Below are 24,095 nucleotides of genomic sequence, written 5' to 3' on the forward strand. Positions count from 1 at the left end.
ATTTCCGAAGTGTTTCATAAGACGGTATATTGAAAAGTGCCGCTGTTTCTCTGATAGATGTCCCGTGTTCATTCATATAATAAAGTACATCTAGTTTATACTGGGCTGGGTAGAATGTATAGCACTTTTCAAAGGCCTTTTCACCTGAAGACTCATATCGTCTAATCCACTCACGAAGTACGCTAGGGTTAACTCCTATAGATTTAGCAATTGTTTTTCCACTTTCTGTACCATCTAAATATCGTTTCACCGCTTGGATTTTTTCTTTTGAAGAAAATTTAGCCATAAAAAATGCACCTCCAATTGTTAGGCTGTGTCTAACAATTGGGGTGCACTTCATAATTAGATGGCTTTTGTATGTTACTCTATCGTTTCAACTTCACGTGGATTTTTCATCTCTTCCACATACACAACTCTAAATCCGTGATCTTCTAAATCTTTCAATAATGTCTCTAATTCACCGTCGTTAAACTCTTCTCCTAATGTAAACATAATTCTACGAACTAATAAGGCATCATTATCAAAAGTCATCAAACTTTGAATACCAGTGTATTTCTTTAAAACTGTCGATAACTTTTGGATTGCGCCATTATAGTCTTGCGTTCCAATCATGACAGAGTATTTACTAGAGTGAACGCCCCATGCATCCTCTAATAACTCAAAAACTTTTTTATGCGTTAAAATTCCAAGGAAAACCCCTTTTTCGTCAACTACTGATAAATATGGCAATTTTTTTATTGTAAAAAATACTTTAAAGAAAGATGAATCTTCTCTCACAAATCCTTCTTTATCGTTTAATAAATGTATTACACTCTCATCAAGCGATCCTTTATATTCTAAAATATCTACTTTATATATATTCCCTAAAAATTTCTCTTTTTTTTCATCTAAAACTGGTACACAACGATACCCCGTTTTATTTAAATGCTCTAACGCCTCCCCTATCGTAATCGAACTTGAGCACAGTAAAACTTCCCTTTTTGGCACGTAATTCCCTTTAATCCTCATAAAAAGCCTCCTTATATTAAAATACTTTCTGTGCCATAACTATATTATATTTTCAGAAAAAAATAAATAATTTATTTTATTTTTCTGAAAATTATTCATTTTCTTGTCATAATTTATTCATGAATCCTTCACTTGCACTTTCTTCCGCATCCAAAACCCTCTCTCTGAATTCTGAATCACTTCAACGTATCATTGTACGGACCTAATTGTTTTTTAGAAAAGTAATAATTTGTCTCCTTACTTTTCATTAACATATTTCCTTTTATAATTAAAAAATAGGTAGCTATTAGAAAGTAGATCACCCCAAATAACCAATCCAAATTTGTAGCCAGATTGTGTAAAAGAATATATCTCATATATACATAACCAATTGGAACATGTAGTAATACAACCGCACCTAATCCCGGATTATATATGGTTTTAGCTTTTATATTCGCAAAAATACCATGCCATATGAATTGAAAAAATCCCATTAAAATAGGTGCCAACCCAAGCCATATTATATTTTGAAAGAAAACCGGGAGTAAATAAAAAACATACGCAATCAAAATATTTATTACCATAGCAGATTGCGTATTTAATGGATAGCGATCTGCTATATCACTTTTAAATATAACTACATTAAACAGACCAGCAAAATAACCTGGCCAACGATACTCTTCAAATTGATGCACTAAAATGGCCACAAAACTTAACCATAACAGTACTTTTATTTCACTCATTTCTCCCAAATTCGCGACTAAACAAACAACGACAACAACAGCGACAACTAACCCTATATCACACCAATGCTTTCTAAAGAAACTAGCCACCTCTATCACCCACTATCTCAATTTTTATAAAAATAGCGTTCAAATAGGAAATCAATCTGTTTTTCTACAGATGGTACTTTTATATCTGCCCCTGATTCGAGAATTGGCATCATTAATGTGGGAAGAAAAATGGATCCAAATATTTGTACTGTCATCATCATTAAAATTTCCTGATCCGTTTCATTTGTTATTTCGCTCAAAATATTCTTCACTTTACTAAAACCTAGCCTCTTCAAAAAATCCCCATATTCGTATTGAGATGTAAATACCGTAGTTCCCATTGCAATAATCTTCCTAACTAACTCCGGATATTGCCGAATTACTAGTACATAATCCAATAAAAATATTTTTAATCTTTCTTTTGCTGGCACTGTAATATTATCTAAAATAGAAAAAGTGCCTTGAAAGCTAATTAATAAGACTCTAATCGTCTCACTAATCAACTTTTCTTTTGAACCAAAATGGTAATTTACAAGCGCAATATTTACATCTGACAATGCTGCAATTTTTCTTATCGTTACCCTTTCAAAACCTTCTTTTTTAATTAATTCCAATGTTGTATTTAAAATCTTTTCTTTCGTTGATACGTTTTCATTTCCCTCCAATTTATATCCCCCCCTCTAGAATTCATTAGTTAAACAAAGATTTAAACACCGTTTAATTATATGGTATCACTTTCAAATTAAAAAAATCTATTTAATCCTTTCGACACTTCCCTACATTTCTCTTCATTCCATACAAAAAGTGTGAAAACGCAAAACTGTTCACGCTTTTTGTATTTGTACTGTTACATACCCGTTTCTGCTTTATATTCCACACATAAAATAGATTTCTAAAAAGAATTTAAAACTATCCATGTACCGATACGTAAAGAAAAATATATTGTAACTTGCTCCAAAAACGGCTAAAATAAGAATAATAATTTTCTGAATATTCCAAGAGTAGGTGGTTATATGTCCTTATTACGCTCACATATATACAAATTAATAATTGGTGTTATTGTTATTTTTGCCATAAGTCCAATTCCAGCTCTTTTTATTACACACAATTACTCTTATCAAAATGGCTTTATTAGCATTTTTCAAAACTTCGCACAGCTTTCTTCTTTATCAATTCCAAAGGTTGATTGGATGCATGAATCTATCTTTTTCTCAGCAAACCAAATGGTACATACTTCTAATCATTCAACACCATTATTCCCTTACATATGGGAAATATATTTTATATCGATTGTTCGTTTTACTTTTACCCTTGCGATCGGATTTTTCATAAGTTTGGGTATCGGCCATTTATTTTTCAAATTACCTAACTCCTTTAAAAAGTTTACTACCCTATTGAATTGGATTCCTTACTCTTTTTGCACTGTAGTATTACAATGTTCAGTCTTATTACTACTTCTATACGTCGCACAATTTATAAGCCTTCCTTACTACTCATCTTTTATCATCATATGTAGTACTTCCATGATTATCGTTATGCAAGCAGTAAAAAAATGGCTTCCTTTCTTAAAAAACACAAATGAATATGAAATAAAACATGATTCTTTTCTTGTAGATACATTGTTTTTAGCGCTTACTTCGAATCATAAATCAATTTTAGGTTCCATTATTCTTTCATTCGTTTTTATGGAATGCGTTTTTCATGCAAATGGACTGTTGCAATTTATCGTTCAATTTGGCGGAAATTCACCCATAATTGTTACAATCGGCTTATTACTACTCTATATCCCATATAGCATACTTTCTTTTCTTCAAACACTATGGACCACAAACTACTCCAAGCAACAGTCATACACTTTAACAAGAAGTGTTCCAAAACCTTAATTTGAAATTACCCTCTATAATCTAAAAGTAGGGGGTTATTCCTTTTGTATAGCGGACAAAATAACAGCAAATTCAAAAACTATTACAGAAACATACCAATATTTACCCTTTTCCTTTGACTATTCTTTTCATTTGGATTTATTATAAAAGTATAACATAATTGCAGGAGGTGACATCTTTATTCCAAACCTTGGAATAGAGAACACACTTGGACATATTAAATATTTTTCTCATCTTTGTACTTATTCTTATTTCTGGCTTTTTCGTCGCATCAGAATTCGCTGTTGTAAAAGTACGTAAAAGTCGAATTGACCAACTTGCAAATGAAGGTAATAAACAAGCTTTAGCTGCAAGAAGTGTCCTATCTAATTTAGATGTTTATTTATCAGCTTGTCAACTCGGAATTACGATCACTTCTTTAGGGCTTGGTTGGCTTGGTGAACCGACTGTGGAGCATATACTACGACCGCTCTTTGAAAAAATTAATATTACTGGAACAATGGCTAACACTTTATCTTTTGTTATTGCTTTTAGTGTTATTACATTTTTCCACGTTGTATTAGGTGAGTTAGTTCCAAAGTCTTTCGCAATTCAAAAAGCAGAAGCAATCACACTCAAATTTGCAAGACCGCTTATTTTATTTGATAAAATTATGTATCCATTCATTTGGCTACTAAATAGTGCAGCTATATTTTTCACAAAACTACTCGGATTAGAACCTGCGAAAGAAAATGAACTTGCTCATTCTGAAGAGGAATTGCGACTCATTTTAGGTGAAAGTTTTAAAAGCGGTGAAATAAACCAAACCGAATATAAATATGTAAATAACATTTTTGAATTTGATGATCGAGTTGCGAAAGAAATTATGGTTCCTCGTACCGAAATGATTTGCTTATCTACTGAAAATACGTTAGAAGAAAATATGGATATCGTCGCTACTGAAAAATATACACGCTATCCAATCATTGAAAAAGATAAAGATGATATCATTGGGATGATCAATACGAAAGAAGTATTCCATGATCAAACGAAAGGTATTTATAAACCACTTGAATCTTATATACATCCTGTTCTAACTGTATTTGAAACAGTTCCAATTCGTAAAACGTTAGTCCACCTTCAAAAAAATCGCGTTCAGATGGCAATCGTTATGGATGAATATGGTGGCACTGCCGGACTTTTAACGATGGAAGATATTCTTGAAGAAATCATTGGAGAAATTCAAGATGAATTCGATGCGGATGAACCACCTATGATTGAAAAGCGTACACCTAAGCTTACTGTTGTAGATGGAAAGGTACTTATTTCTGAAGTAAATGATATGTTTGGCCTACATATTGATGATAGTGATTTAGATACAATCGGAGGGTGGATTCTCTCTCAAGCAGTTGATTTAAATATTGAAGCTGGCTATTCCATTGAATACGCTGGTTTTCAATTTAAAGTATTAGAACTTGATGGACATCAAGTCAAAAAAGTTGCTGTACATAAACTAGATATTAAAAAGGAGCTATAAAGTGACTGTTTTACTAACAATTTGTATCATTGCCTGTTTCATTGTTTCATTTCTCGCCTTTATTTATCCAATTATCCCTGGCATACTAGCTGTCTGGGCTGGATATTTGATTTACCATTTCGGTATAAATGGAGGAGAATTAACAACTTCTTTTTGGATTATTCAAGTCATTTTCACTCTTTTCATTTTCGTTGCTGATTTTATTGCAAATGGATATTTCTTAAAAAAATACGGTAGTTCTAAATGGGGCGAACGTGTCGGAATGATTTCTATCATTGTTGGATCGTTTTTCTTCCCACCATTCGGACTTATTATCATACCGTTCTTATCAGTATTTATAACAGAACTAGTGCATAAAAAAGCGCCAAAAGATGCCTTTCTAGTTGGAGTCGCTACTGTAGTTGGTTTTTTAAGCAGTACAGTAGCGAAAGCAATTCTCCAAATCATTATGATTATCATCTTCGTATGTTATATCATCTTTTAACCATCCCGAATTCGGGATGGTTTTTTAATATGCAATACCTACTCGCCTATTTTCATATATGTTTTTCTTACATAGATCCCATGCAAAGTGTGCCGTATCACCCACTGTAATTTTTGATCCACCTTCTGGCAATATATCTTTTTCAGTTCGATATACCTCTGTCGCCTCACCATCTATTAAATGTGTCGGACAAACAACTGTCCAACATAAATTATTACTATTACTTAGTACCTTATATGCAGCCAAATGATCTTCTGCTGCTGTTGTCGTTTTCCTTTTGGATTCCGTTGATTGGAAACGATATAAATTTGGATTTGCTCTTGCTTGTAAAATACCGGCTGTTCCTATTGTAATAATTTTATGAACCCCTGCTTCTTCCATTTGCTTTATAATTTGTGGCATACTCTTCGCTAATGTTCCATTTTGATCCGTTCCAAGTGCACTAATTACTATATTGCTTCCTTCTATCGCTTTCTTTATATCATTTTCATTCAATACATTACCTTCTATCACTCGTAACCTTTCATGATGTATTTCTATTCTATTTAAATCACGTGCTAATGCAGTCACTTCAGCTGAATCCTTTAATGCTAAATTTATTATGTTTGAACCTACTCGCCCTGTTGCTCCCAATATACATACTTTCATTTGTTTTCCCCCCTCTTTCATTCTCTTTCTATTTTTCAATAATCTCTGTTAATTTACAATCAAAAAGCTTCCTCACATATGAGAGGAAGCTTTATTATTACTTTATTTCTTTTCTTTAGAATCAGTAGACTTCTCGGTTCCACTTGTTTCTTTATCCTTTTTGTCCTCTTGTTGTGTTGTTGTGTCGTCTTCTTTCTTCTTGTCCTCACCTTTACTGCAACCTACCATTAATAAAGAACTTGCAAGTGTCATAGCAGTTAATGATTTAACCCATTTGTTCATTTGCGTTTCCTCCTTGTGATAGAATATGTACAACCTCATATTACTCTCTATTTTTAAAGGAGAGATTGAAAAACAGTAAATATACGGTAAATTTTTGTAAATTTTCTGATAACAAAACCTAATTTTAATTTATATATTTCATTTCCAATTGATACACAATAAAACTAGTTTTTTTCTCTCAATGGACGTAAAAAAACTAAGGCGCACACCATTCCGCCTTAGTTTCTCATGCAAACTTTTCATTTTCATATAGATCTGTAATCTTATATTCTTTCTTCATAACATATTGCCACACACTATAAGCATAACGGTTCATTTTCAGGAAACAATTTTCCAAAAATGAGCGAAACTCCGGATTAGCAACTTCCACTGCAACTTGAGCAAACTTTAAAGCTAATCGTTTCAAGTGCGCAATATAACAGGTTGCAATATGAATGTCCCCTGTATATTTACTAACTGTTTCCTTTTCCATTTCATGCAAATCAAACTCCGTTGTTTCACAGGTTATATGCTGCACATTCTCTCCTTCTTGAAAATTTACTTGTTCATTATATGCTTGTAACATATATGGTAAATGGTGCTGTAATAGATTTTTTAATTCTTCGTCTCTAACCTTTCCAGCATACTCTCCAACCTCATATATTAGCATATAACTATATCTCATTAATTCTTTCATACAGTCCATTAAAGCGCCTCCCTTCTCTTTTGTCCATATGCTCTATAAATATGATGCTAAAACATTCGCTATTCTTGCTAAAAACCAATCCCATCTACTAATTTTCTCAAAATCTTCTTCAGAAAATCGTTTTGATTTATGAAAGTCTACCTGTAATCGACTCCATACTTCATCAACAACTGTTTTATCATATATGATACAGTTAGACTCGCAATTTAAATAAAAACTTCTATTATCAAAATTCGCTGTCCCAATATCAACAATTTCTCCATCAATGATTGTTACTTTCCCATGAAAAAATCCATTTCGATATTGATAAATCTCCGCTCCAGCATGTAACATATCTTTCAAATATGGATAGGCAGCTTGTTTTAACATTATGGCATCACTTTTAAATGGCACGAGAATTTTTACGTTAACACCACGATTCAATGCAGCTTTTAACTCTTTCACCATTTCTTTACTTGGTACAAAATATGGTGTAGCGATAATTAAAGACTTTTTAGCCTTCTTTAAAAGTGCCCCATACTTTTTCCATAAGCTTTTTCCATTTGAAAATAAATATTGATATTTCACATTCCCTAATGTAGGTATACTTTCATGTATAGGCATTTTTTCTCCTGTATCTTCTTTCCAATCTTCGGCGAACTTTCTTTCCATATCCGATGCACCATCACCATGGATGCGCACGTGATAATCACGCCATGGCCCAAACTTCGGATCTTGTCCAAGGTACTCCTTTCCGATATTAAAGCCACCAACGTATGATACCTTTCCATCTATCGTAACAATACGTCTATGATTCCGTTGATGCAAAGAATAGAACACATTTTTCAGTTTCAGTTTTTTACTAAATGTAAACTTCACACCGTTTTCCTTTAATCGGCTAATTACCTTTTTCTTCAGCTTATATCCGCCTATCCGATCGACTGACAATTTCACTTCTACTCCGCTAGATGCTTTGTTCTCTAATAACTGTAAAAATTCTTGGCTTATTTCATCTTTTCCTACAATATAAAAATGGATATATATATACTTTTCTGCATCGTTTATATCCTCAAATAATTTTCTATATAACTCTTCACCGTTCGTATATAGTTGAAATTCACCTAATCGATCTTGTCCTAATTCATATTCACTAGCCATTTCCTTCCCCATTTCCACATCGATGTTCATCCAAATGAATACACCTATTAAACAAAGAAATATAGCGAAAAAGTGCCTCATGGATAAATTCCTTTCTCCACTTACTGTTATTTCTATATCTTCCCTTTTTTATTACATTATCATTCAAGAAAATATGTCATTACATGATATATGTCCATATCAAACAATAGCTCATTTGCATATTGTATGTTGTATCTTAAAATAAAAGGAGGAAATAACAATGGGCTTCGCACATGGTAATGGATTTGCGCTATTAGTCGTATTATTTATCCTCTTAATCATCGTCGGTGCTGCTTGCTTCTGCTAAGTAGCTACTGTCATATGATATGTGGATGAAAAAACTATAAAAGCGGACACCTATTTTTAGGTGTCCGCTTTTCATTTTAAAACCATTTCCGCCTGCTATAGTAACTTAAATGGCTAAATATTCATCTCAAAAGGTTAACAATGTGGCTACTTTCTTACTCTCCGCCTTACGTATATGACGCTGTTCTGCACGTAAGACAGCAATACGATGTAATTCTTTCTCTTCTTCTGTTTCAGGAATAACACGCGGTACAGGAATTGGATTATTTTCCTTACTAAGTGCAACAAAAGTAACGAATGACGTTGCTGCTATACGCTTCTCACCTGAAATTAAATCTTCAGCCACTACCTTCACAAATACTTCCATCGAAGTTCTTCCCGTCCAAATTACGAAAGATTCATAACTAACACAATCTGAAGAACGAACAGGATGTAAGAAATCGACCCAATCCATAGATGCTGTGACACATTCCTTTCTTGAATGTCTGGATGCTGAAATAGAAGCAACCATATCCATCTCCGCTAATATCTTTCCACCAAATAGCGTGTTATGATCATTTAAATCCGTTGGGAATACTCGGCTCGTTTTGAACACTCTTGACTCATTAGCAGTTTTTCCTTTTACTTCTGTCATTGTTATCACCCCTTTAATGATTTATCCCTAATATTTCAATAATCACTATACGAAATGAACTACACGTTTAATATTAACAACATTCAGAACTTTTAGTCCACAAAAAAGAACCGATTTTATCAATCGGCTCCTCTAAATACATATTGTTCTTTCGGCTGTTCAACTTTATTCCATTTTGTTACTTCTAATACAGGAATATTCGCATGAAACGGCTGATAAAACTCAGTAGTTATCTCTCCTTCTACTTGAATCCAGTCATCATTATTCCACTCTACACCTTCTGGTTTTTTCACTAACATACCATACACACCAGAATCTGCTACGCAATGTATAATACCGAAACGGAATAAGAAGTATTGTTCTTTTTTAGAAGAATCATCTCTAAAAACAAACCCTTTAAAAGATAATTTTTTCCCAGTAAACTCGCCAGGATAATTATAAATTGTTTCCATACCCTTTAGGAAGTCTTCGTCTTTCAAATTAATATTGTCTTTCGTAACAAACTCTTTCTTCCCTTTTTCCATTACACCGCGGTATCCTTCTTTCCCGTAATAAATGCTCGTATCAGGTCTTAGAAATTGTCTTGTCATAAATGGATCCTTACTTTCTGCTTGTGCAACAGGAAAATGAAATCCTTTTGCCTTAACAATATCTGAATCTAACGTTGCAATCGGGAAAAATAATCCTGAGATAATTGGAAAACAAAACAAGGAGTACGAAAATGCTTTTTTCCACCATGTATTCTCATCTTTTGAATGATCATGCCCGCAATGGCTATGGTCACAACTGCAATCATTTTTTTCTTTTTCCTTTTGGTGCTCTTTTTGGAAAACGACGATAATTTGTACAATCGTTAAGAAACCTAAAATAATTGCTGCTGTTGTTGATAAATAAGCATACTTCATATTGATATACTTCGTAATGTTACCAGAAATATGAAGCTGCGCAATTAATATTGTAAAACCTAATAATATATACGCTCGAAACATAACCTACCACCCCATCGCATAAATGAGTAGTGAGCTTGCATAAACAACGAGTGTAACTGTAACTGTAACGACAATTACAAATTTCGTTTTAAATGTCGCAAGCATCATAAACATATTTTTAATATCCACCATCGGTCCATAAACAAGGAACGCGACAAGTGATGCTGTTGAAAATGTACTTTGGAATGATGAAGCAATAAACGCATCCGCTTCTGAACAAAGTGATAATATATAAGCAAGTCCCATCATAACAGCTGGTGAAGAGAACGGCCCTTGTCCTATAGCAAGAAGTGTTGAAGTTTGTACGAACGTTTGAACTGCAGCTGCAATTAACGCACCTAATACTAAATATTTTCCCATCGAGAAAAATTCTTCAACAGCATGCGTACATACATCCCACATTTTTTTACGTAATGGACGCTTATGATTCACTTCTGGGAAGTGATCATCTCTTAATTGATGTTCTTTAAACATAAATGATAATATAATTCCAACGATAATTGCTACAATAATCGCTACAATAGAACGATACCATACCATGTGCATACTACTTCCAAAGGCAACGTATGTTGCAAATAAAACAACTGGATTAATAATTGGCCCAGTTAACATAAATGCAATCCCCGCATATGGCGGAACCCCTTTTCCGATTAATCGTCTTACAATCGGAACGATTCCACATTCACAACCTGGAAACAACATCCCTAAAAAAGTAGCTACTAAAACAGACAGAAATCGGTTTTTCGGCATCCATTTTGCTACCATATCTTCTGTCACGAACATTTGAATAAATCCTGAAATAAATACACCAATGAGCACGAAAGGAAGTGCTTCGATCAATATGGAGATAAAAATTGTATTCATTTGCAGGAATGCTTTCGGTAATTGAAACAATTCCATGATGTATTTCCTCCAACTTTTCATTAACAATATGTAATTTTAACCCCATTTCATTAATTGGACAAGGTTTATATGGAATACATACCCTTTATATACATTACATTGTACAAGTTATATTCTATTCAAAATTTGAGATTTCATAGCAAAAAAGCTGCTCTAGCGTAGTTATATAACTATGCTAGAGCAGCTTTTTTATCGTTAAAAGTAACGTTTCTTCCAAAAAACAAAAGCTAACGTGAAAGATAGTGTTACACATATGATGAGTACAATTACAAAACCGTGGGCTTCCCCTTCAAACGGAACCTTTACGTTCATTCCAAAGAAACTAGAAACCATCGTCGGTAAAGATAAAATGATCGTAATTGACGTTAACAGTTTCATAACACTATTTAAATTATTTGATATAACGGAGCTAAAAGTATTCATCATTCCACTTAAAATGTGACTATATATTTCCGCCATTTCAATAGCCTGTTTATTTTCAATTAATACATCTTCTAATAAATCTTGATCGTCTTCATACATTTTTAAAAATGTACTATTACGCATTAACTTTTGAATTACAATTTTATTAGCCTTTAATGACGTTGTAAAGTATACTAAACTTTTCTCAAGGCCTAATAATGTGAAAATCTCTTTATTTTTCATTGACTGATTTAATTGATGCTCTAAATCAATTGTTTTTCGATTTATTTGCTTTAAGTATCTTAAATAATAAGTAGAAATCGTATATAAGAGCTGAAGTGCAAAGCGCGTCTTCTTAAACGTATAAAATTCTTTAATACGTTGATTAATAAAACGTTCAAAAATTGGATTCTCTTCTAAGCAGATTGTAACAAAACAATCTGGCATCACAATCATACCTATTGGAATCGTGTCATAAATCGAATTTCCTTCTTCGTCATGTCTAACTGTCGGAATATCCACGATAATTAAAGTATTATTGTCTTCCTTTTCAATACGAGAGCGTTCTTCATCATCCAAAGGGTCTTTAATGAAATCTAAGTCTACATTTAAAGTTTGTACTAGATATTGAATTTCTTCTTCTGTTGGATGAAGTACATTAATCCAGCACCCCTTTTGCATTTCCTCAATCTCTTGTAGTTTTCCGTTTCGGTCTGTTAAATATATATTTAACATACTATCACCCCGATTCTTTTTACATGTAGGAATCTACCTCTCTTAAATCACAGTTTTTAAACCGCCATTCTCAGCATATGAAACATACGTTTAAATTTCAATAGAAAAATTATTTTGAAAACGTTTTTATAAGAAAAATATTATAAACATAGAAAAAGACAGAGTGCTCTCTGCCTTAAAAGCTTATGTTGCCTTTATAACATATTTAGAAAGCATCCACAAGTTAAACCCGACTGAAATCGTATAGCCCGCGTATGTTGAAATGATAAAACTTACATAATCGAAATACGGAAGCAATACAATATTTAAAACTATCTTCACAATAATTCCAATCACTAGTCCTAGCACCGTCTTCTGCTGTTGATTGATTCCTTGTAGCATAGCAGCCGTTACTGTAAAAAGAGAAAATAATATGCAAGCAGGAGCATAATACTGTAAAATGATTCTCCCCATCTCTGGATCATTTCCAGCACCGAATAAAAGAGTATATACAGGCTTGGCTAACACCATCATTCCAATTGCCGCCGGTACCGTAATCGCTACTACTAATACATTTGTTCTCGTAAAATGTTTGTACAATAGCTTCGTATTTCCTGCTGTGTAAGCTTTCGTCATCTCTGGTACGAGAGACATACTAAAAGCTGTCGCAACGGATACCGGGATGAGCACAACCATTTGAACAAGACCAATTATCGCATTAATTTTTTCCGCTTCTCCTTGCATATACCCTATTTGTATAAGTAGTTTATTAATTGTAAATGTATCAATCGTCTGATACAACGGAATTGCTAAGCCCACCACAACAAAAGGAATAGAATATGTAAAGAGCTCCTTATACAATGAGAAAAAGGATTTTGTTGTTTGTGGTATACTTGCCATCTCTTTTTTCTTTAAATGCCTTCTCCTTCTTATGTAATATGCACTTAAAACAGTTAATCCACCTACAGCTCCCATAAATGCACCGAACGTTGAAATACCAACCGCTAATGAAACAGACGCTTTTAAAACATATAAAACGACAAAGCTTCCTATCAAAATGGTTAAGACGCGAAAAAATTGCTCCACAACTACGCTTAATGCAGAAGGTCCCATTGACTGAAATCCTTGAAAAAAACCCCTTAACAAGCTCATTACTGGTACAAGTATTAACGCAAAACTTACAATTTGAATATTATTTGTAACCGCTGCTACACTATTCCCCGTTTGATCATTCCCATCGATTACAAGTTTAGCTAAATGTGGAGCTAGCATATATAAAGCAATACACGAAATTACTCCCATTATAAACATAAACACAATTCCACTTTTCAATACTCTCTTAACCGTATGATAGTCATTCAGTTGATCATATTTTGATACCATCTTTGAAACAGCTAGCGGTAATCCCATTGTTGCTATGCTGAGCATGATGGTATAAGGACGATATGCATATGTGTATAGAACGTAACCACTCGTACCGACCATCGCTGTAAATGGTATAACATATATAAACCCTAACATTTTTGATATCATCGTTGCCATCGTTAAAAATATTGTTCCACGTATAAACGGTGACCCTTTCATCACATTCCTCCGCTACGCTTTATTATTATACATTATGGACAACTCTTTTTTTTTAGAACCGAAACAAGTCAACTACCCCCACTGAGATGAAGCGTTTCAGTGGGGGCTTGAGTTAGAACGCTAGGTCTTTTCGTCTATCGATAGACAGTTTGACGCTCTAGCATTCATGCCACCTTACGGTAACACCCCAAGTAAGTTTTTGATTAGTACTGGTAACGAACGATTATTTCCCACTTGCACCACCCTTTCGAAAAAGAGCAACTCTTCCTTGCAGAAGAAGCCACCACTCAGATGAATCCGGCGTGTGCTACAAGCCCCGACAAGTCGAGTACACATGGATGGTTGACACACCCACTAAGCTATGCGCGAAGCAACAGCCTTACGTTTTTGCACTTCTAATAGAATCGGTGTTTTCACTTTGAGATTGTCATCCCATTCTACAACTTTTGATTTTTGCAATGTATTCAATGCACCATTAATATCAGCGTGGATACATATTCCTGCTTTACTTTGGTACAGACCACGAGTGATTCGTTTTCCACTAAAGCGATAATACGTACTATCATCCTTAGACCAAACTGGAACCGGATCTTTATCAAGAAAACTAGCTTTTGAAGTATAGCTTTCTTCTTGTTTTAAAAATCGTATACCTTCTTTTACACATTTATTCTCAATTGCTGCCATCAGTTTATGAAATGGAATTTGAACAAACTTTTGATTATTCTTTTTTCCCATATCAGATTTTTGTTTCCAACCCGTGTTATACCCTACGACAATCGTATCTATATCGAATGCTTTCACTTTTTTGAACAACAAGCCTACCGTTTGTGAAATGTAACCATTGATTTGTCGTTCTCGTTTATGCCAAAGTGCAGCCATTTTATTCGTTACAACACGTTTTGAAAGTCCGTTTTCCACATTTTTCTGTTGGAGATTACGTATCATTTTGTTGAAGTACTGGTTAATGGATTTTAATTTTTTCCCATCAATTAAAAATGCATCACCTGTATTTGTTACGCAACTTAATAACCGATCTACACCTAAATCGCAACTCAAAGCGTTACTCGTAGTCGTGGATGGTTTCTTCATTTGAGAAACATGCATTTCATATGTGTAATGCACCTCAAAGAACCGACCTTTTTGCTTCGGTACAATCTCAATGTAGGAGATTTTTTTATTTCTTAAGTTTTTAGGCATACATATTTTAATGGAACCGAATTTTTTTCTGAATGCAACATTCATTGGGATTTTCCAATACCCGTTATCATCCACTTTTGGAACTTGATAGATTTCAATGATTCGTTTGTCAATTGAACGAGAATAATTTGGAAATTTAGGACGCCCTGTGAACTTCTCAGGATTTCCCCCCCACTGTTCCATTGCTTTAAAAAAGCTTTTTACCTCTGTAAATAAGGCTCTACGAATCGCTTGAACAGAGTTTGATTGCATGCCCCAGTAGTAGTTCCTATCGGTTTGCATGGCAGTATCCACTTCTTTTACAGTAGCCATTTTATTATGGTTCAAATAACTTTGTTTAATCGTGTACAATCCAACATTTCGTAATGCTTTTGAACTATGTGACATGCGTTGTAGTAAGCGAAATTCTTTTGCAGTAAGGCAAGCTCGTCCGATATTTTGTTTCTGCGTGAATCGTTGCATGGTTTCTCTTTTCTTTTGTTTCCGTAATACTTTCACTGCTTTCTTTCTAGCCATTGTTTTCACCACCTTTCTTAGAGAGTTCATTAAACTTATTAATTACTTTTGGTGCAAGTAACCAAATGATGATTATTATCCAATTTCGTTATCTTAAGAGATATTCCCTCCTTATCTAAGGGCAGATTGTATCGTAAGACAAAAAGAAACATAAGAGCTCAGACTACCTTCTGACGGCAATTCATCTCCCCCTGAATTGTTGGGTTTCACCCGTAACACAAATCAGATGGAGCCTTCTTGCCGAAACAAATAAAAAAAGCCAATGAAAAATCATTGACTTTAACGCGCTGCTTTTTTCTTTTTGAAATACTTTAAACCAAAGTATAGAGCAATAAAAAGAACAGCTCCTATAATTATGTAATGTGTGTAATCAGATGCATACTCTTTAATTTGTCGCCAATTCCCACCAAGTTTTTCACCTAAGTATATAAATAGAATTGACCATGGAATGATCGCTACAACCGTATAAAGTGTAAATAGTTTTAATGGCATCTTAGCTAGTCCTGCTGGAATAGAGATCGCATGACGTACTACTGGGATAAAGCGCGCAGAAAATATTACGCCTGCTCCATAACGCTTAAACCAACCTTCCGCTATGTCTAAATGATGTTTATTAATAAGTAGATATTTCCCGTATTTCTCTACAACCGGACGCCCTCCGTAGTATCCAAGCCAGTATAAAAAGATTTGTGCTAAAGTACCACCAATCGTTCCGGCGATAACTGCACCAACAAAACTAATTTTACCATTCGCTACTAAAAAGCCAGCATAGGAAAGTACAATTTCACTTGGGATTACTTCAATCATTAAAGCAAGAGCTACTCCAAAGTAACCTAAGCTTGCAAAAAATTGCAATAACTGATCTATTATGTTTGCTAACATGTTCTTTTTTATCTCCTTTTTTCTTCACATACCATCCCATTATTACATAAAGGCTGCAATCTGCCAATATCTTCATTTTAACAATATGTACAATTCAAACAGGATTAATCTATTAATTTCTCTTTCTGCGGGTCTTTCATGTAGGCAAACATCTCTTTAATTTGTTCTTCTGTATTTCTAGCAATTGATAAATTAGGCAATTCATTTTCACCAAAAAACTCCACCTCTTCTGTTTCAATGCTAGTTTTCTTTTCTCCACCAATAATCTCGCATCCAATGAAAATCTTATATACATGCGTCGCCGATGGAGATGGTTGATGTTTTTCTTTATCAAATATAGCTAGTAACTTAAAATGATCTACCTCATAACCTGTCTCTTCGACAACCTCTTTTGCTGCAACTTCGGTTGGCGTATAACCGACATCAGCCCATCCACCTGGCAATGCCCATTTCCCATCGCTTTTTTCTTTCACAAATAATAACTTTTCATTTTGAAAAACAACCGCTCTTATATCAACTTTAGGTGTTTGATAGCCTGTCTCACTTGCAAATAATTCCTCTACGACTTCCCAATCTGTTTTCGTGTAATGTGACATCATTGAAATAGAAATATCCCGTAATTGCTGGAAACGCTCAATATCATACACATCCTTAGAATACGTTAAACCTGCTTGAGCTATAGATTGTATTTGTTTTACCCAATCAATCCATTTAATCCTCATATATCCGCATCCCCATTCTCTATCAAATATATTACTTCATTTTTATTGATACATCTTTATTATACAAAAAAAAGAGATTGATAACGTTTCAATCTCTTTCAAAATTAATCCAATTCATGTAAGTGGTCTTGTATATACTTTCTTCTTTTATTTATATATTCATAAATCATATCAGCCTCTTGATCAAATGTTTCTAGTTTTTCTTTCATATATGGATCTTGTAGTAAATATGGACGAATCAATTCACACAACCCTTCTACTTTTGGCCTCATAAACGAAATTGTAAATTGGTCTTCTAATATTTCTTCTAAAATACTTCGATACTGCTTTCTAAATACAGGTATGTCTAACAATCTTGCACTTAACGTGTTATACCCTTGAATGCGAATATATTCATGATTAAGCGGTCTCCCTTGTACATCTCGCCCCCAAGTCGCATCATAATCCCACGGTATAACTTCAAATAAATTTGTTTCATCGTTATGATATAGTGCATAGTTATGAACAAAACCATCAAAGTTTTGCGTAAAAATAACTCCTGCTAACCATCGTAAATATTTATCTACATGTAGAAACTTCCCAATCTCTTTTTCATAGACTTCCCTCGTCAAAGTATTCGCTTGAAATACAAATTCACTCAGTTGTTCTTCACTATTTTTATTCGAATATTTAAATTCATAACCCGCAAAGAGCTCTGTCTTAACATCTTTATCTCGTTCACTCATTAATGAAAAATTCGCATCATCATCTATCGCATAATAAATAGAACCACTCGGTAATCCTCTATTTTTCAAAAAGTTTTCGTCAACTGATTCTAACTGTAAATACACACCTTGAATTTGACCATTAATTTTTATGAATACATGTTGTGATTTTGGCGAAAGTACACCAATATCATGAAAGAAGTCTAGTGATAATTTATTTCGTATGAGAGACGGATCCATAAACTCAGAATTCAAATGAAACTCTTTCGCACCTTGAAATCTTTTTGGTTTATAAAACATAACATGATAAGATTTTTTCTCAAACTCACGAATATGAGCTCCTCGGTATACGATATCAATGTCATATTTCTTTTTTCCATAAGTTAATTTTGCTGGCACTGGACTATCTGACCAAATGTCTTTTTTCAATTCCACTAAGTACATTGGATGAACAAAAAAATCATATGAAGGCAGCATGTTTTCTCATCCCTTCTCAGTTCTCTTCCTTCAATGTATGCGCCTTGTCTTGTCCATACATCCGCTATCATCTATTTATAGAAAATTACACTCTTGTCTTGTTCAGAAAGACTTCATCTCTCATATCATGTTAAGGAAAAAGAATACCTTTTCAACTTAATACATGATAAGGAGGATTTCTATGAAACGTGATATTAGAAAAGCTGTTGAAGAAATCAAAAGTGCTGGGATGGAGGATTTCTTACACCAAGATCCAAGTACTTTTGAATGCGATGATGATAAATTCTCTCATCATAAATGTACTACAGAATGTAAATGTACTACAGGGCGTAAATGTCCAAGAACAAGATGTACTCGCGTGAAACATTGTACTTTCGTTACAAAATGTACGCATGTAAAAAAATGGACATTTGTTACAAAATGTACTCGTGTACGTGTTCAAAAATGGACGTTCGTTACGAAAGTGACGCGTAGAAAAGAATGCGTTTTAGTTACAAAACGCACTCGCAGAAAACATTGTACTTTCGTCACAAAATGCATACGCTTTGAAAAGAAATTTTTCTGGACAAAACGAAGTTTCTGTAAAAAATGCGAATTCTTCCCTAACAGACACGGTCACTCTTGCGATGATTCATGGGATCATGGTAAAGACTGTCACGATAGCGGACATAAATTCCCATCTTGCAAAAATAAGAAATTCGATCACTTCTGGTATAAAAAACGTAACTGCTAGTTTTTATACCACCCAAAAAAGGCCGTTTTGCGGCCTTTTTTACATTTATTGAAAGTGACTTATATCTGCAAATTGTTTCACTTTACCATTACCCTCTTCAAATTCTATTATGCTCAAACTGGCACTATGCATAAATGGATCATCCCACACATTTTCTATTTCAATTCCCGCAAAATGCCCTACAAGTAATTTTGCTGCTGCCGCATGAGAAACAATCAATATGTTTTCTCCTCTATGTTTTTCTAAAAGAAGCTGCATCCCCTCCATTACTCTTTTATGAACAGCCTCAAAATTTTCTCCTGATGTTGACTGAAAAAGATGTGGCTCATTCCAAAATAGATGTACTTCTTCTGGAAATAGCTTTTCTATATCCGCGATTGTTTGTCCTTCCCATATGCCCATGTTGATTTCATAGAAATGCTCATCCGCTATAATGGGTATATCGCGTTCTCCTTTTATTAACTCTGCCGTATGAAGTGTTCTTTCGCTCGGACTACTATAGATCGCATGAATTGGTAAATATTTCATTCGATTCCCTAATTGTTTCGCCTGAACTATACCATTTTCAGTTAAAGCAGAATTTTTCCGTCCTTGCATTCGCTTCGCTACATTCCACTCTGTTTCACCATGCCTTGTTACATATATAGTTGTTTTCATTTCTTACTCCCCCTCACCATTTCGGTCGTAATTCCCACGGTTCAGCTCTCCCTACAATCCACTCCGCTCGTTTACTTTCAATCCCTTTTATAACTCCATCAGCTATCTCTTCATGAGTAAGCCATCTTCCATATGTATCTTCTAAAATAAAACCTAAAATAATTCTATGATAACTACATCGCGTACTCCCTATTTTTTGTGCAGTCATACGTGATGCTTTACTACCTAAAATATGAAATAAACTATATGTTTTAGACGATAAATCTAGTTCTTTACAAATATTTGATAGTGCATGCTTTGCACTTGAGTGTACCCATGCAACAACTAATGTGATTGGGCCATTTTTCTCAACTGTACTTTTAATAGCTAGCTTTACATCTTCATCATTATGATAATCTAACGAAAGGCATGTAATATTTTCTGGTGTAGAACTCATCCGCTTAACATTTTCTAATTTCACTTCATCTCGCCCGATAATAGAAACATGAAACCCTTGCTCACAAAGCCACATAGAAACTCTCTTTAGCATTCCTGTTCCACCAATTACAAGTGCATGCAAATGCTATCCCTCCCTAATAAAATGTCATATGAGGTTTCTCATCTCTATAATAATTTAAACGATCTTGCAGTGTCCCTGAGTGAAACTCAAATTTATGACCGTCAGGATCAACAAAGTATATAGATTCGCAATCTCTGACATCACGTTCTCTTCCTTTTAAAATATGAACATCATTTTCTTCTAATCGCTGTATTAGATATTCAAAGTCTTCTTGTTCAACAGAAAATGCAATGTGCGTATAAGATTGATGAATCTCATTTCTCGGAATATGTGTCTCTTCATTAAGCGCTATCCATACTCCACATATGTTAAAATACGCCAATTTCCTCCCTTTAACTAATAATTCTCCTTCTAATACTTTTTCATAAAACATAATAGAGTTTTCTAAATTAGATACCGAAAAACAAATATGATTGATTCCCCTTAACAACTATAATTCCTCCTTATACAATAAAAGATGAGCGAACATTCGCTCATCTTTTATTGTACTATTTTTTTGTAATATATGCCCATTTATAACTAAAGTCCCCACCAAACGTATGATTAGCAATACCTTTTACAAATGGCTTCTCTAAATAAGCTGTACTTTGTTGGTACGTAGGAGAAATTGCTGCGTCTTGACCAATTAAGATTTTTTCAGCTTCCGCAAGTGCATTCCAGCGTGCTTTATCATCTTTTAATAGCTCTCCTTTTGATTTCGCTACTAAATCATCATACTTCGGATTAGAATAATCCATTTCATTAAATGAGCTTCCAGTAACAAACATATCAATATAAGTCATTGGATCCGGATAATCAGGGCTCCATGCAGATAATGAGAATTCATATTGGAATTTCTTTTCTAAATCTAGCTTCTGCTTGTATGGTTGCTGTTTCAAATTCACTTTAATACCAGGCAAGTTTTTCTCTAGTTCTTCTTTAATAAAGTCGCCTACTTTTTTACGGCTACCGTTATCATCGTTTAGTAATTCAACCGTAATTGTATCTTGACCAAGCTCTTTCTTCGCTTCTTCCCATAATTTTTTTGCTTTCTCTGCATTATCTTTACTATCACGGAAGTTTTTATTTACAGAGCGGAAGTCTTTTCCATCCGGACCTGTCGTGAATTTTTCAGGTACTAAGAAATATGCTGGCAATGAACCGTCATTTAAAATGACATCAGCAATTCCTTTTTTATCATATGCCAAATCAATTGCTTCACGTACTTTTTGGTTTTTAAATGTTGCATTTTTTTGGTTAAAACGCAAGAAATATATGCGTGGATCTAACTTCGTTTTAAATTCATCTGGTTTATTCTTTTTATATTTATCAACAAATTCAGAAGTTAAAATAACTCGATCTGCTTGATCACTATCATATAAATTTACTCCCGTGCTTGTTTCCTTCACAATACTTACATTAATTTCGTCTAACTTTACAGTATCTTTATCCCAATAATTAGGATTTTTCTTTAACTGATAATTTTGTTCATGTTTCCATTGACTCATTGTAAATGGTCCATTATATAATAATTTATCTGCTTCTAATCCATATTTATCTCCTTGCTCTTTCACATATTTTTCATTTAATGGGAAAAATGTAGGAAATGACGTAAGCTCAAGAAAATAAGGTGCTGGTTGCTCTAATTCTACTACCAACGTTTTATCATCCTTCGCTTTAACCCCCAATTGATCTGATGGTAATTCTCCTTTATTTACTTTCTGTGCATTTTTCACATCAAATAAGATGAATGCATATTCTGCCGCTATTGCTTTATCTAATGTACGTTGCCATGCATATACAAAATCTTGTGCTCGAACTGGATCACCATTTGACCATTTCGCATCACGTAATTCAAATGTATATGTCTTTTTATCTTCACTAATCTTCACATCTTTTGCCATGCCTGGTGTTGGTTTATTATCTTTATCTAGACGATATAAACCTTCCATTGCATTTACAAATACCCGGAAAGATACAGAATCCGTTGATTTAGATGTATCCATTGAAGGAATTTCAGCTGTTTCTAGCAAATTTAAAACTTGTTTATCTGCCATTCCCTTATTCGATTCTTTCTTCGTTGTCGAAGCCTTCTCACCATTCCCACATCCTGCAACCAATACACTCGTCGTTAACGCAAGTGCAGCAATTGTTGTTGTCTTTCTCTTCATTCTTCCTTCCCCCAATCTATATGTATAAGTTGAATCCTATATAATATATTTCATTATACAAAAGATTCTGATTATTTTAAATATTTATTTTAACAAACATAGAAAAAAGCGGTCAGAAATTTCTTTCCAGCCGCTTTTTTGAATAGCATTTACTTGTAATCCATCCTCTATATCAAATGGATTTTGGACCTTAAATATTTCTTCCATCATCTTCAAAAACTCTTCTTCATTTTTAGATTCACCATTAACCGTAAGTGAGTATGGTTCCACTTCACCCAATTTATAATCGACAACAAATTGAATCGCCACTTTTTGCCTTGGCGTTCCGGCGTTATATCCTTGGAATTCTACTAATTCTAACCCTTCCGTTCCACGATAATATATCCAACCTGAATTTTGAAAATAATTTTCGAAAGATTCACCTATTGAAAAGAAAGGATATTCATAAAGCGAGCTGGTACGAACCTTTTGAATAACGTCTCGGTCAGTCGGAAAAAAGAAATGACTAAAAAATATGCTAGCAACTGCTAAAATAGTAACAATTGTCGCTCCCATTTTGCTCGTTCCGCCGCTATCATGGATAAGATAGTTTTCAACTGATTTATCTTTTATTTCTCTTGCTTTTATTCGGTATATACGTCTTTCCGCAAATTGATAGTATAATCCATTTGCAAAAATCCCCATTCCAAACAGAATAAAAATGAGTAATAAAAACGTAAGCGGCACCATATTAATGATTGGCAACGCTACATTAAATCCCATATAATACGAAAATGCATCACACGCTACTAATAACAACATAAATAAAGCAGCTGGTACATAATACTTACGATATCCTAGCCAGCCTATATTGAAAATAGCAGCCCAACCATTCCAGCTCCACCTAGCAATCCGCTTATTCTCAAGCTCCCATTTCCTTTTGTAATACGGATATTGTCTCCCTACATATACTTCTAGTTCTTTATCTATTAACGAGCTACCTTCACCTTGTTCATTATCCAAGTTTCGCTGACAACTTGTACAATTTAACTGTTCCTCCTCGCAAGGTTGCCCACAATTTATACATTTCAAAACAATCCCTCTTCCCATCCATACGTCATTTCAAAATACCTTCGTGTTTTAATAACCACTCTTTCCTCCATAAACCACCAGCATATCCAACAAGCTTTCCACTCTTTCCTATTACACGGTGACATGGAACGATTATTGAAATTGGATTCCGACTATTTGCCCCTCCTATTGCCCGTACAGCTTTTGTATTTCCAACTTTCTCTGCAATATCTAAATATGAAGCACTTACGCCGTACGGAATAGTATAAAGTGCATCCCATACATTTTTTTGAAATGCGGTTCCCTCCGCAGACAGCGGGACCGTAAACTCTTTTCTTTTCCCTTTAAAATATTCATCTAACTCATTTATACATTGTTCTATCATTTCATTTTTATTCTCTTCTTGTCGTTCATCAACAAATATAACAGACGTAATTCCTTCTTGATTTGCTGTAATTTCTAGCAAACCTACTTCGCTTTCATAATAAGCCTGGTACATA

The 24,095-nt window shown here is 34.1% G+C and carries 28 protein-coding genes; 5 read left to right on the top strand and 23 right to left on the bottom strand.

The annotated features are described in order from the left end of the window. The 4 genes from C4S65_RS21355 to C4S65_RS21370 form a co-directional block, all read right to left on the bottom strand. A partial coding sequence (locus C4S65_RS21355; protein ID WP_142391563.1) for a helix-turn-helix domain-containing protein occupies positions 1-286 on the bottom strand: 286 nt, incomplete at its 3' end. Positions 287-360: 74 nt separating this feature from the next. Next, positions 361-1,008: a cyclic di-AMP binding protein CbpA gene (gene cbpA / locus C4S65_RS21360; protein ID WP_001220520.1), complete on the bottom strand. Its 648-nt coding sequence runs from the start codon at positions 1,006-1,008 to the stop codon at positions 361-363. A 176-nt stretch (positions 1,009-1,184) separates the two neighbouring features. Further along, the gene (locus C4S65_RS21365) at positions 1,185-1,829 is read right to left on the bottom strand and encodes an HXXEE domain-containing protein (RefSeq protein WP_061667480.1); all 645 of its coding nucleotides are present in this window, start codon (positions 1,827-1,829) and stop codon (positions 1,185-1,187) included. Positions 1,830-1,837: 8 nt separating this feature from the next. Further along, entirely contained in the window at positions 1,838-2,425 is a 588-nt protein-coding gene (locus tag C4S65_RS21370) for a TetR/AcrR family transcriptional regulator (RefSeq protein WP_000398853.1), read from the bottom strand. A gap of 348 nt (positions 2,426-2,773) precedes the next feature. Here C4S65_RS21370 and C4S65_RS21375 point away from each other — a divergent pair, with 348 nt between their 5' ends. From C4S65_RS21375 to C4S65_RS21385, 3 genes are all read left to right on the top strand, one after another. Further along, complete coding sequence (locus C4S65_RS21375) at positions 2,774-3,643, top strand: hypothetical protein (protein WP_061667479.1); 870 nt, start codon at positions 2,774-2,776, stop codon at positions 3,641-3,643. Between the two features lie 208 nt (positions 3,644-3,851). After that, complete coding sequence (locus C4S65_RS21380) at positions 3,852-5,159, top strand: hemolysin family protein (protein WP_000353734.1); 1,308 nt, start codon at positions 3,852-3,854, stop codon at positions 5,157-5,159. A gap of 1 nt (position 5,160) precedes the next feature. Next, positions 5,161-5,643, top strand: coding sequence for a DUF456 family protein (locus C4S65_RS21385; RefSeq protein WP_000217335.1), 483 nt, complete (start codon positions 5,161-5,163; stop codon positions 5,641-5,643). A gap of 24 nt (positions 5,644-5,667) precedes the next feature. Here C4S65_RS21385 and C4S65_RS21390 read toward each other — a convergent pair whose 3' ends face one another. The 4 genes from C4S65_RS21390 to cls all read right to left on the bottom strand — a co-directional run bounded on the left by C4S65_RS21390 (position 5,668) and on the right by cls (position 8,476). Continuing rightward, complete coding sequence (locus C4S65_RS21390) at positions 5,668-6,291, bottom strand: NAD(P)H-binding protein (protein ID WP_000861640.1); 624 nt, start codon at positions 6,289-6,291, stop codon at positions 5,668-5,670. Between the two features lie 102 nt (positions 6,292-6,393). Further along, complete coding sequence (locus C4S65_RS21395) at positions 6,394-6,573, bottom strand: hypothetical protein (protein WP_001045970.1); 180 nt, start codon at positions 6,571-6,573, stop codon at positions 6,394-6,396. Positions 6,574-6,799: 226 nt separating this feature from the next. After that, positions 6,800-7,258 (bottom strand): spore coat protein, encoded by a 459-nt coding sequence (locus tag C4S65_RS21400; RefSeq protein WP_000340539.1) that lies wholly within the window; start codon positions 7,256-7,258, stop codon positions 6,800-6,802. Between the two features lie 33 nt (positions 7,259-7,291). Then, positions 7,292-8,476: a cardiolipin synthase gene (cls, locus tag C4S65_RS21405; protein WP_142391564.1), complete on the bottom strand. Its 1,185-nt coding sequence runs from the start codon at positions 8,474-8,476 to the stop codon at positions 7,292-7,294. 160 nt (positions 8,477-8,636) lie between these two features. On the opposite strand from cls, the gene C4S65_RS21410 reads away from it, so the two are divergent. Then, entirely contained in the window at positions 8,637-8,723 is an 87-nt protein-coding gene (locus C4S65_RS21410; protein WP_000505094.1) for a YjcZ family sporulation protein, read from the top strand. A 126-nt stretch (positions 8,724-8,849) separates the two neighbouring features. Here the strand turns inward: C4S65_RS21410 and C4S65_RS21415 are convergent, their stop codons facing one another. The 9 genes from C4S65_RS21415 to cotH form a co-directional block, all read right to left on the bottom strand. Then, entirely contained in the window at positions 8,850-9,356 is a 507-nt protein-coding gene (locus C4S65_RS21415; RefSeq protein ID WP_000141163.1) for an acyl-CoA thioesterase, read from the bottom strand. A 119-nt stretch (positions 9,357-9,475) separates the two neighbouring features. Continuing rightward, a complete protein-coding gene (locus C4S65_RS21420) occupies positions 9,476-10,345 on the bottom strand; it encodes a TIGR03943 family protein (RefSeq protein ID WP_000488059.1) in 870 nt (289 codons plus the stop codon). A 3-nt stretch (positions 10,346-10,348) separates the two neighbouring features. Then, positions 10,349-11,245, bottom strand: a complete 897-nt coding sequence (locus tag C4S65_RS21425; RefSeq protein WP_061667476.1) for a permease — start codon at positions 11,243-11,245, stop codon at positions 10,349-10,351. A gap of 198 nt (positions 11,246-11,443) precedes the next feature. After that, positions 11,444-12,385 carry a magnesium transporter CorA family protein gene (locus tag C4S65_RS21430; RefSeq protein WP_000932389.1) on the bottom strand — a complete coding sequence of 314 codons (942 nt, stop codon included), beginning with the start codon at positions 12,383-12,385 and terminating at the stop codon, positions 11,444-11,446. Between the two features lie 183 nt (positions 12,386-12,568). Further along, entirely contained in the window at positions 12,569-13,948 is a 1,380-nt protein-coding gene (locus C4S65_RS21435; protein ID WP_000678848.1) for a polysaccharide biosynthesis protein, read from the bottom strand. Positions 13,949-14,302: 354 nt separating this feature from the next. Beyond that, positions 14,303-15,661 (bottom strand): RNA-guided endonuclease TnpB family protein, encoded by a 1,359-nt coding sequence (locus C4S65_RS21445; RefSeq protein WP_097888698.1) that lies wholly within the window; start codon positions 15,659-15,661, stop codon positions 14,303-14,305. Between the two features lie 279 nt (positions 15,662-15,940). Then, positions 15,941-16,543: a DedA family protein gene (locus tag C4S65_RS21455; RefSeq protein WP_000880691.1), complete on the bottom strand. Its 603-nt coding sequence runs from the start codon at positions 16,541-16,543 to the stop codon at positions 15,941-15,943. A gap of 104 nt (positions 16,544-16,647) precedes the next feature. After that, positions 16,648-17,265 (bottom strand): NUDIX hydrolase, encoded by a 618-nt coding sequence (locus tag C4S65_RS21460; protein ID WP_001220924.1) that lies wholly within the window; start codon positions 17,263-17,265, stop codon positions 16,648-16,650. Positions 17,266-17,369: 104 nt separating this feature from the next. Beyond that, positions 17,370-18,446 (bottom strand): spore coat protein CotH, encoded by a 1,077-nt coding sequence (gene cotH / locus C4S65_RS21465; protein ID WP_000938006.1) that lies wholly within the window; start codon positions 18,444-18,446, stop codon positions 17,370-17,372. Positions 18,447-18,627: 181 nt separating this feature from the next. Between cotH and exsB the strand changes: the two genes are divergently transcribed. Next, positions 18,628-19,179: an exosporium protein ExsB gene (gene exsB, locus C4S65_RS21470; protein WP_000817490.1), complete on the top strand. Its 552-nt coding sequence runs from the start codon at positions 18,628-18,630 to the stop codon at positions 19,177-19,179. A gap of 45 nt (positions 19,180-19,224) precedes the next feature. Here the strand turns inward: exsB and C4S65_RS21475 are convergent, their stop codons facing one another. The 6 genes from C4S65_RS21475 to C4S65_RS21500 form a co-directional block, all read right to left on the bottom strand. Beyond that, the gene (locus tag C4S65_RS21475; protein WP_000858836.1) at positions 19,225-19,836 is read right to left on the bottom strand and encodes a phosphoserine phosphatase 1; all 612 of its coding nucleotides are present in this window, start codon (positions 19,834-19,836) and stop codon (positions 19,225-19,227) included. 13 nt (positions 19,837-19,849) lie between these two features. After that, positions 19,850-20,395 carry a short-chain dehydrogenase gene (locus tag C4S65_RS21480; RefSeq protein ID WP_000543155.1) on the bottom strand — a complete coding sequence of 182 codons (546 nt, stop codon included), beginning with the start codon at positions 20,393-20,395 and terminating at the stop codon, positions 19,850-19,852. Between the two features lie 13 nt (positions 20,396-20,408). Continuing rightward, positions 20,409-20,825, bottom strand: coding sequence for a FosBx1 family fosfomycin resistance bacillithiol transferase (fosB, locus tag C4S65_RS21485; RefSeq protein ID WP_000943764.1), 417 nt, complete (start codon positions 20,823-20,825; stop codon positions 20,409-20,411). Positions 20,826-20,883: 58 nt separating this feature from the next. After that, the gene (locus tag C4S65_RS21490) at positions 20,884-22,545 is read right to left on the bottom strand and encodes a peptide ABC transporter substrate-binding protein (RefSeq protein ID WP_061667472.1); all 1,662 of its coding nucleotides are present in this window, start codon (positions 22,543-22,545) and stop codon (positions 20,884-20,886) included. An 84-nt stretch (positions 22,546-22,629) separates the two neighbouring features. Further along, positions 22,630-23,616, bottom strand: coding sequence for a DUF2628 domain-containing protein (locus C4S65_RS21495; protein ID WP_141551107.1), 987 nt, complete (start codon positions 23,614-23,616; stop codon positions 22,630-22,632). Positions 23,617-23,641: 25 nt separating this feature from the next. Further along, positions 23,642-24,094: a methylated-DNA--[protein]-cysteine S-methyltransferase gene (locus tag C4S65_RS21500; RefSeq protein ID WP_000283913.1), complete on the bottom strand. Its 453-nt coding sequence runs from the start codon at positions 24,092-24,094 to the stop codon at positions 23,642-23,644. Position 24,095: the final 1 nt, after the last annotated feature.

Source organism: Bacillus sp. ok061 (genome assembly GCF_900108285.1).
Lineage (GTDB): Bacteria > Bacillota > Bacilli > Bacillales > Bacillaceae_G > Bacillus_A > Bacillus_A thuringiensis_S.

Excerpts from the sequence above, each read along its gene's own strand:
- C4S65_RS21390 (WP_000861640.1), bottom strand. The coding sequence starts at position 6,291 with ATGAAAGTATGTATATTGGGAGCAACAGGGCGAGTAGGTTCAAACATA.
- C4S65_RS21460 (WP_001220924.1), bottom strand. The coding sequence starts at position 17,265 with ATGAGGATTAAATGGATTGATTGGGTAAAACAAATACAATCTATAGCT.
- C4S65_RS21500 (WP_000283913.1), bottom strand. The coding sequence starts at position 24,094 with ATGTACCAGGCTTATTATGAAAGCGAAGTAGGTTTGCTAGAAATTACA.
- C4S65_RS21410 (WP_000505094.1), top strand. The coding sequence starts at position 8,637 with ATGGGCTTCGCACATGGTAATGGATTTGCGCTATTAGTCGTATTATTT.
- C4S65_RS21375 (WP_061667479.1), top strand. The coding sequence starts at position 2,774 with ATGTCCTTATTACGCTCACATATATACAAATTAATAATTGGTGTTATT.
- exsB (WP_000817490.1), top strand. The coding sequence starts at position 18,628 with ATGAAACGTGATATTAGAAAAGCTGTTGAAGAAATCAAAAGTGCTGGG.
- C4S65_RS21445 (WP_097888698.1), bottom strand. The coding sequence starts at position 15,661 with ATGGCTAGAAAGAAAGCAGTGAAAGTATTACGGAAACAAAAGAAAAGA.
- C4S65_RS21415 (WP_000141163.1), bottom strand. The coding sequence starts at position 9,356 with ATGACAGAAGTAAAAGGAAAAACTGCTAATGAGTCAAGAGTGTTCAAA.
- C4S65_RS21395 (WP_001045970.1), bottom strand. The coding sequence starts at position 6,573 with ATGAACAAATGGGTTAAATCATTAACTGCTATGACACTTGCAAGTTCT.
- cotH (WP_000938006.1), bottom strand. The coding sequence starts at position 18,446 with ATGCTGCCTTCATATGATTTTTTTGTTCATCCAATGTACTTAGTGGAA.
- C4S65_RS21475 (WP_000858836.1), bottom strand. The coding sequence starts at position 19,836 with ATGAAAACAACTATATATGTAACAAGGCATGGTGAAACAGAGTGGAAT.
- C4S65_RS21435 (WP_000678848.1), bottom strand. The coding sequence starts at position 13,948 with ATGAAAGGGTCACCGTTTATACGTGGAACAATATTTTTAACGATGGCA.
- C4S65_RS21420 (WP_000488059.1), bottom strand. The coding sequence starts at position 10,345 with ATGTTTCGAGCGTATATATTATTAGGTTTTACAATATTAATTGCGCAG.
- cbpA (WP_001220520.1), bottom strand. The coding sequence starts at position 1,008 with ATGAGGATTAAAGGGAATTACGTGCCAAAAAGGGAAGTTTTACTGTGC.
- cls (WP_142391564.1), bottom strand. The coding sequence starts at position 8,476 with ATGAGGCACTTTTTCGCTATATTTCTTTGTTTAATAGGTGTATTCATT.
- C4S65_RS21455 (WP_000880691.1), bottom strand. The coding sequence starts at position 16,543 with ATGTTAGCAAACATAATAGATCAGTTATTGCAATTTTTTGCAAGCTTA.
- C4S65_RS21490 (WP_061667472.1), bottom strand. The coding sequence starts at position 22,545 with ATGAAGAGAAAGACAACAACAATTGCTGCACTTGCGTTAACGACGAGT.
- C4S65_RS21430 (WP_000932389.1), bottom strand. The coding sequence starts at position 12,385 with ATGTTAAATATATATTTAACAGACCGAAACGGAAAACTACAAGAGATT.
- C4S65_RS21425 (WP_061667476.1), bottom strand. The coding sequence starts at position 11,245 with ATGGAATTGTTTCAATTACCGAAAGCATTCCTGCAAATGAATACAATT.
- C4S65_RS21400 (WP_000340539.1), bottom strand. The coding sequence starts at position 7,258 with ATGGACTGTATGAAAGAATTAATGAGATATAGTTATATGCTAATATAT.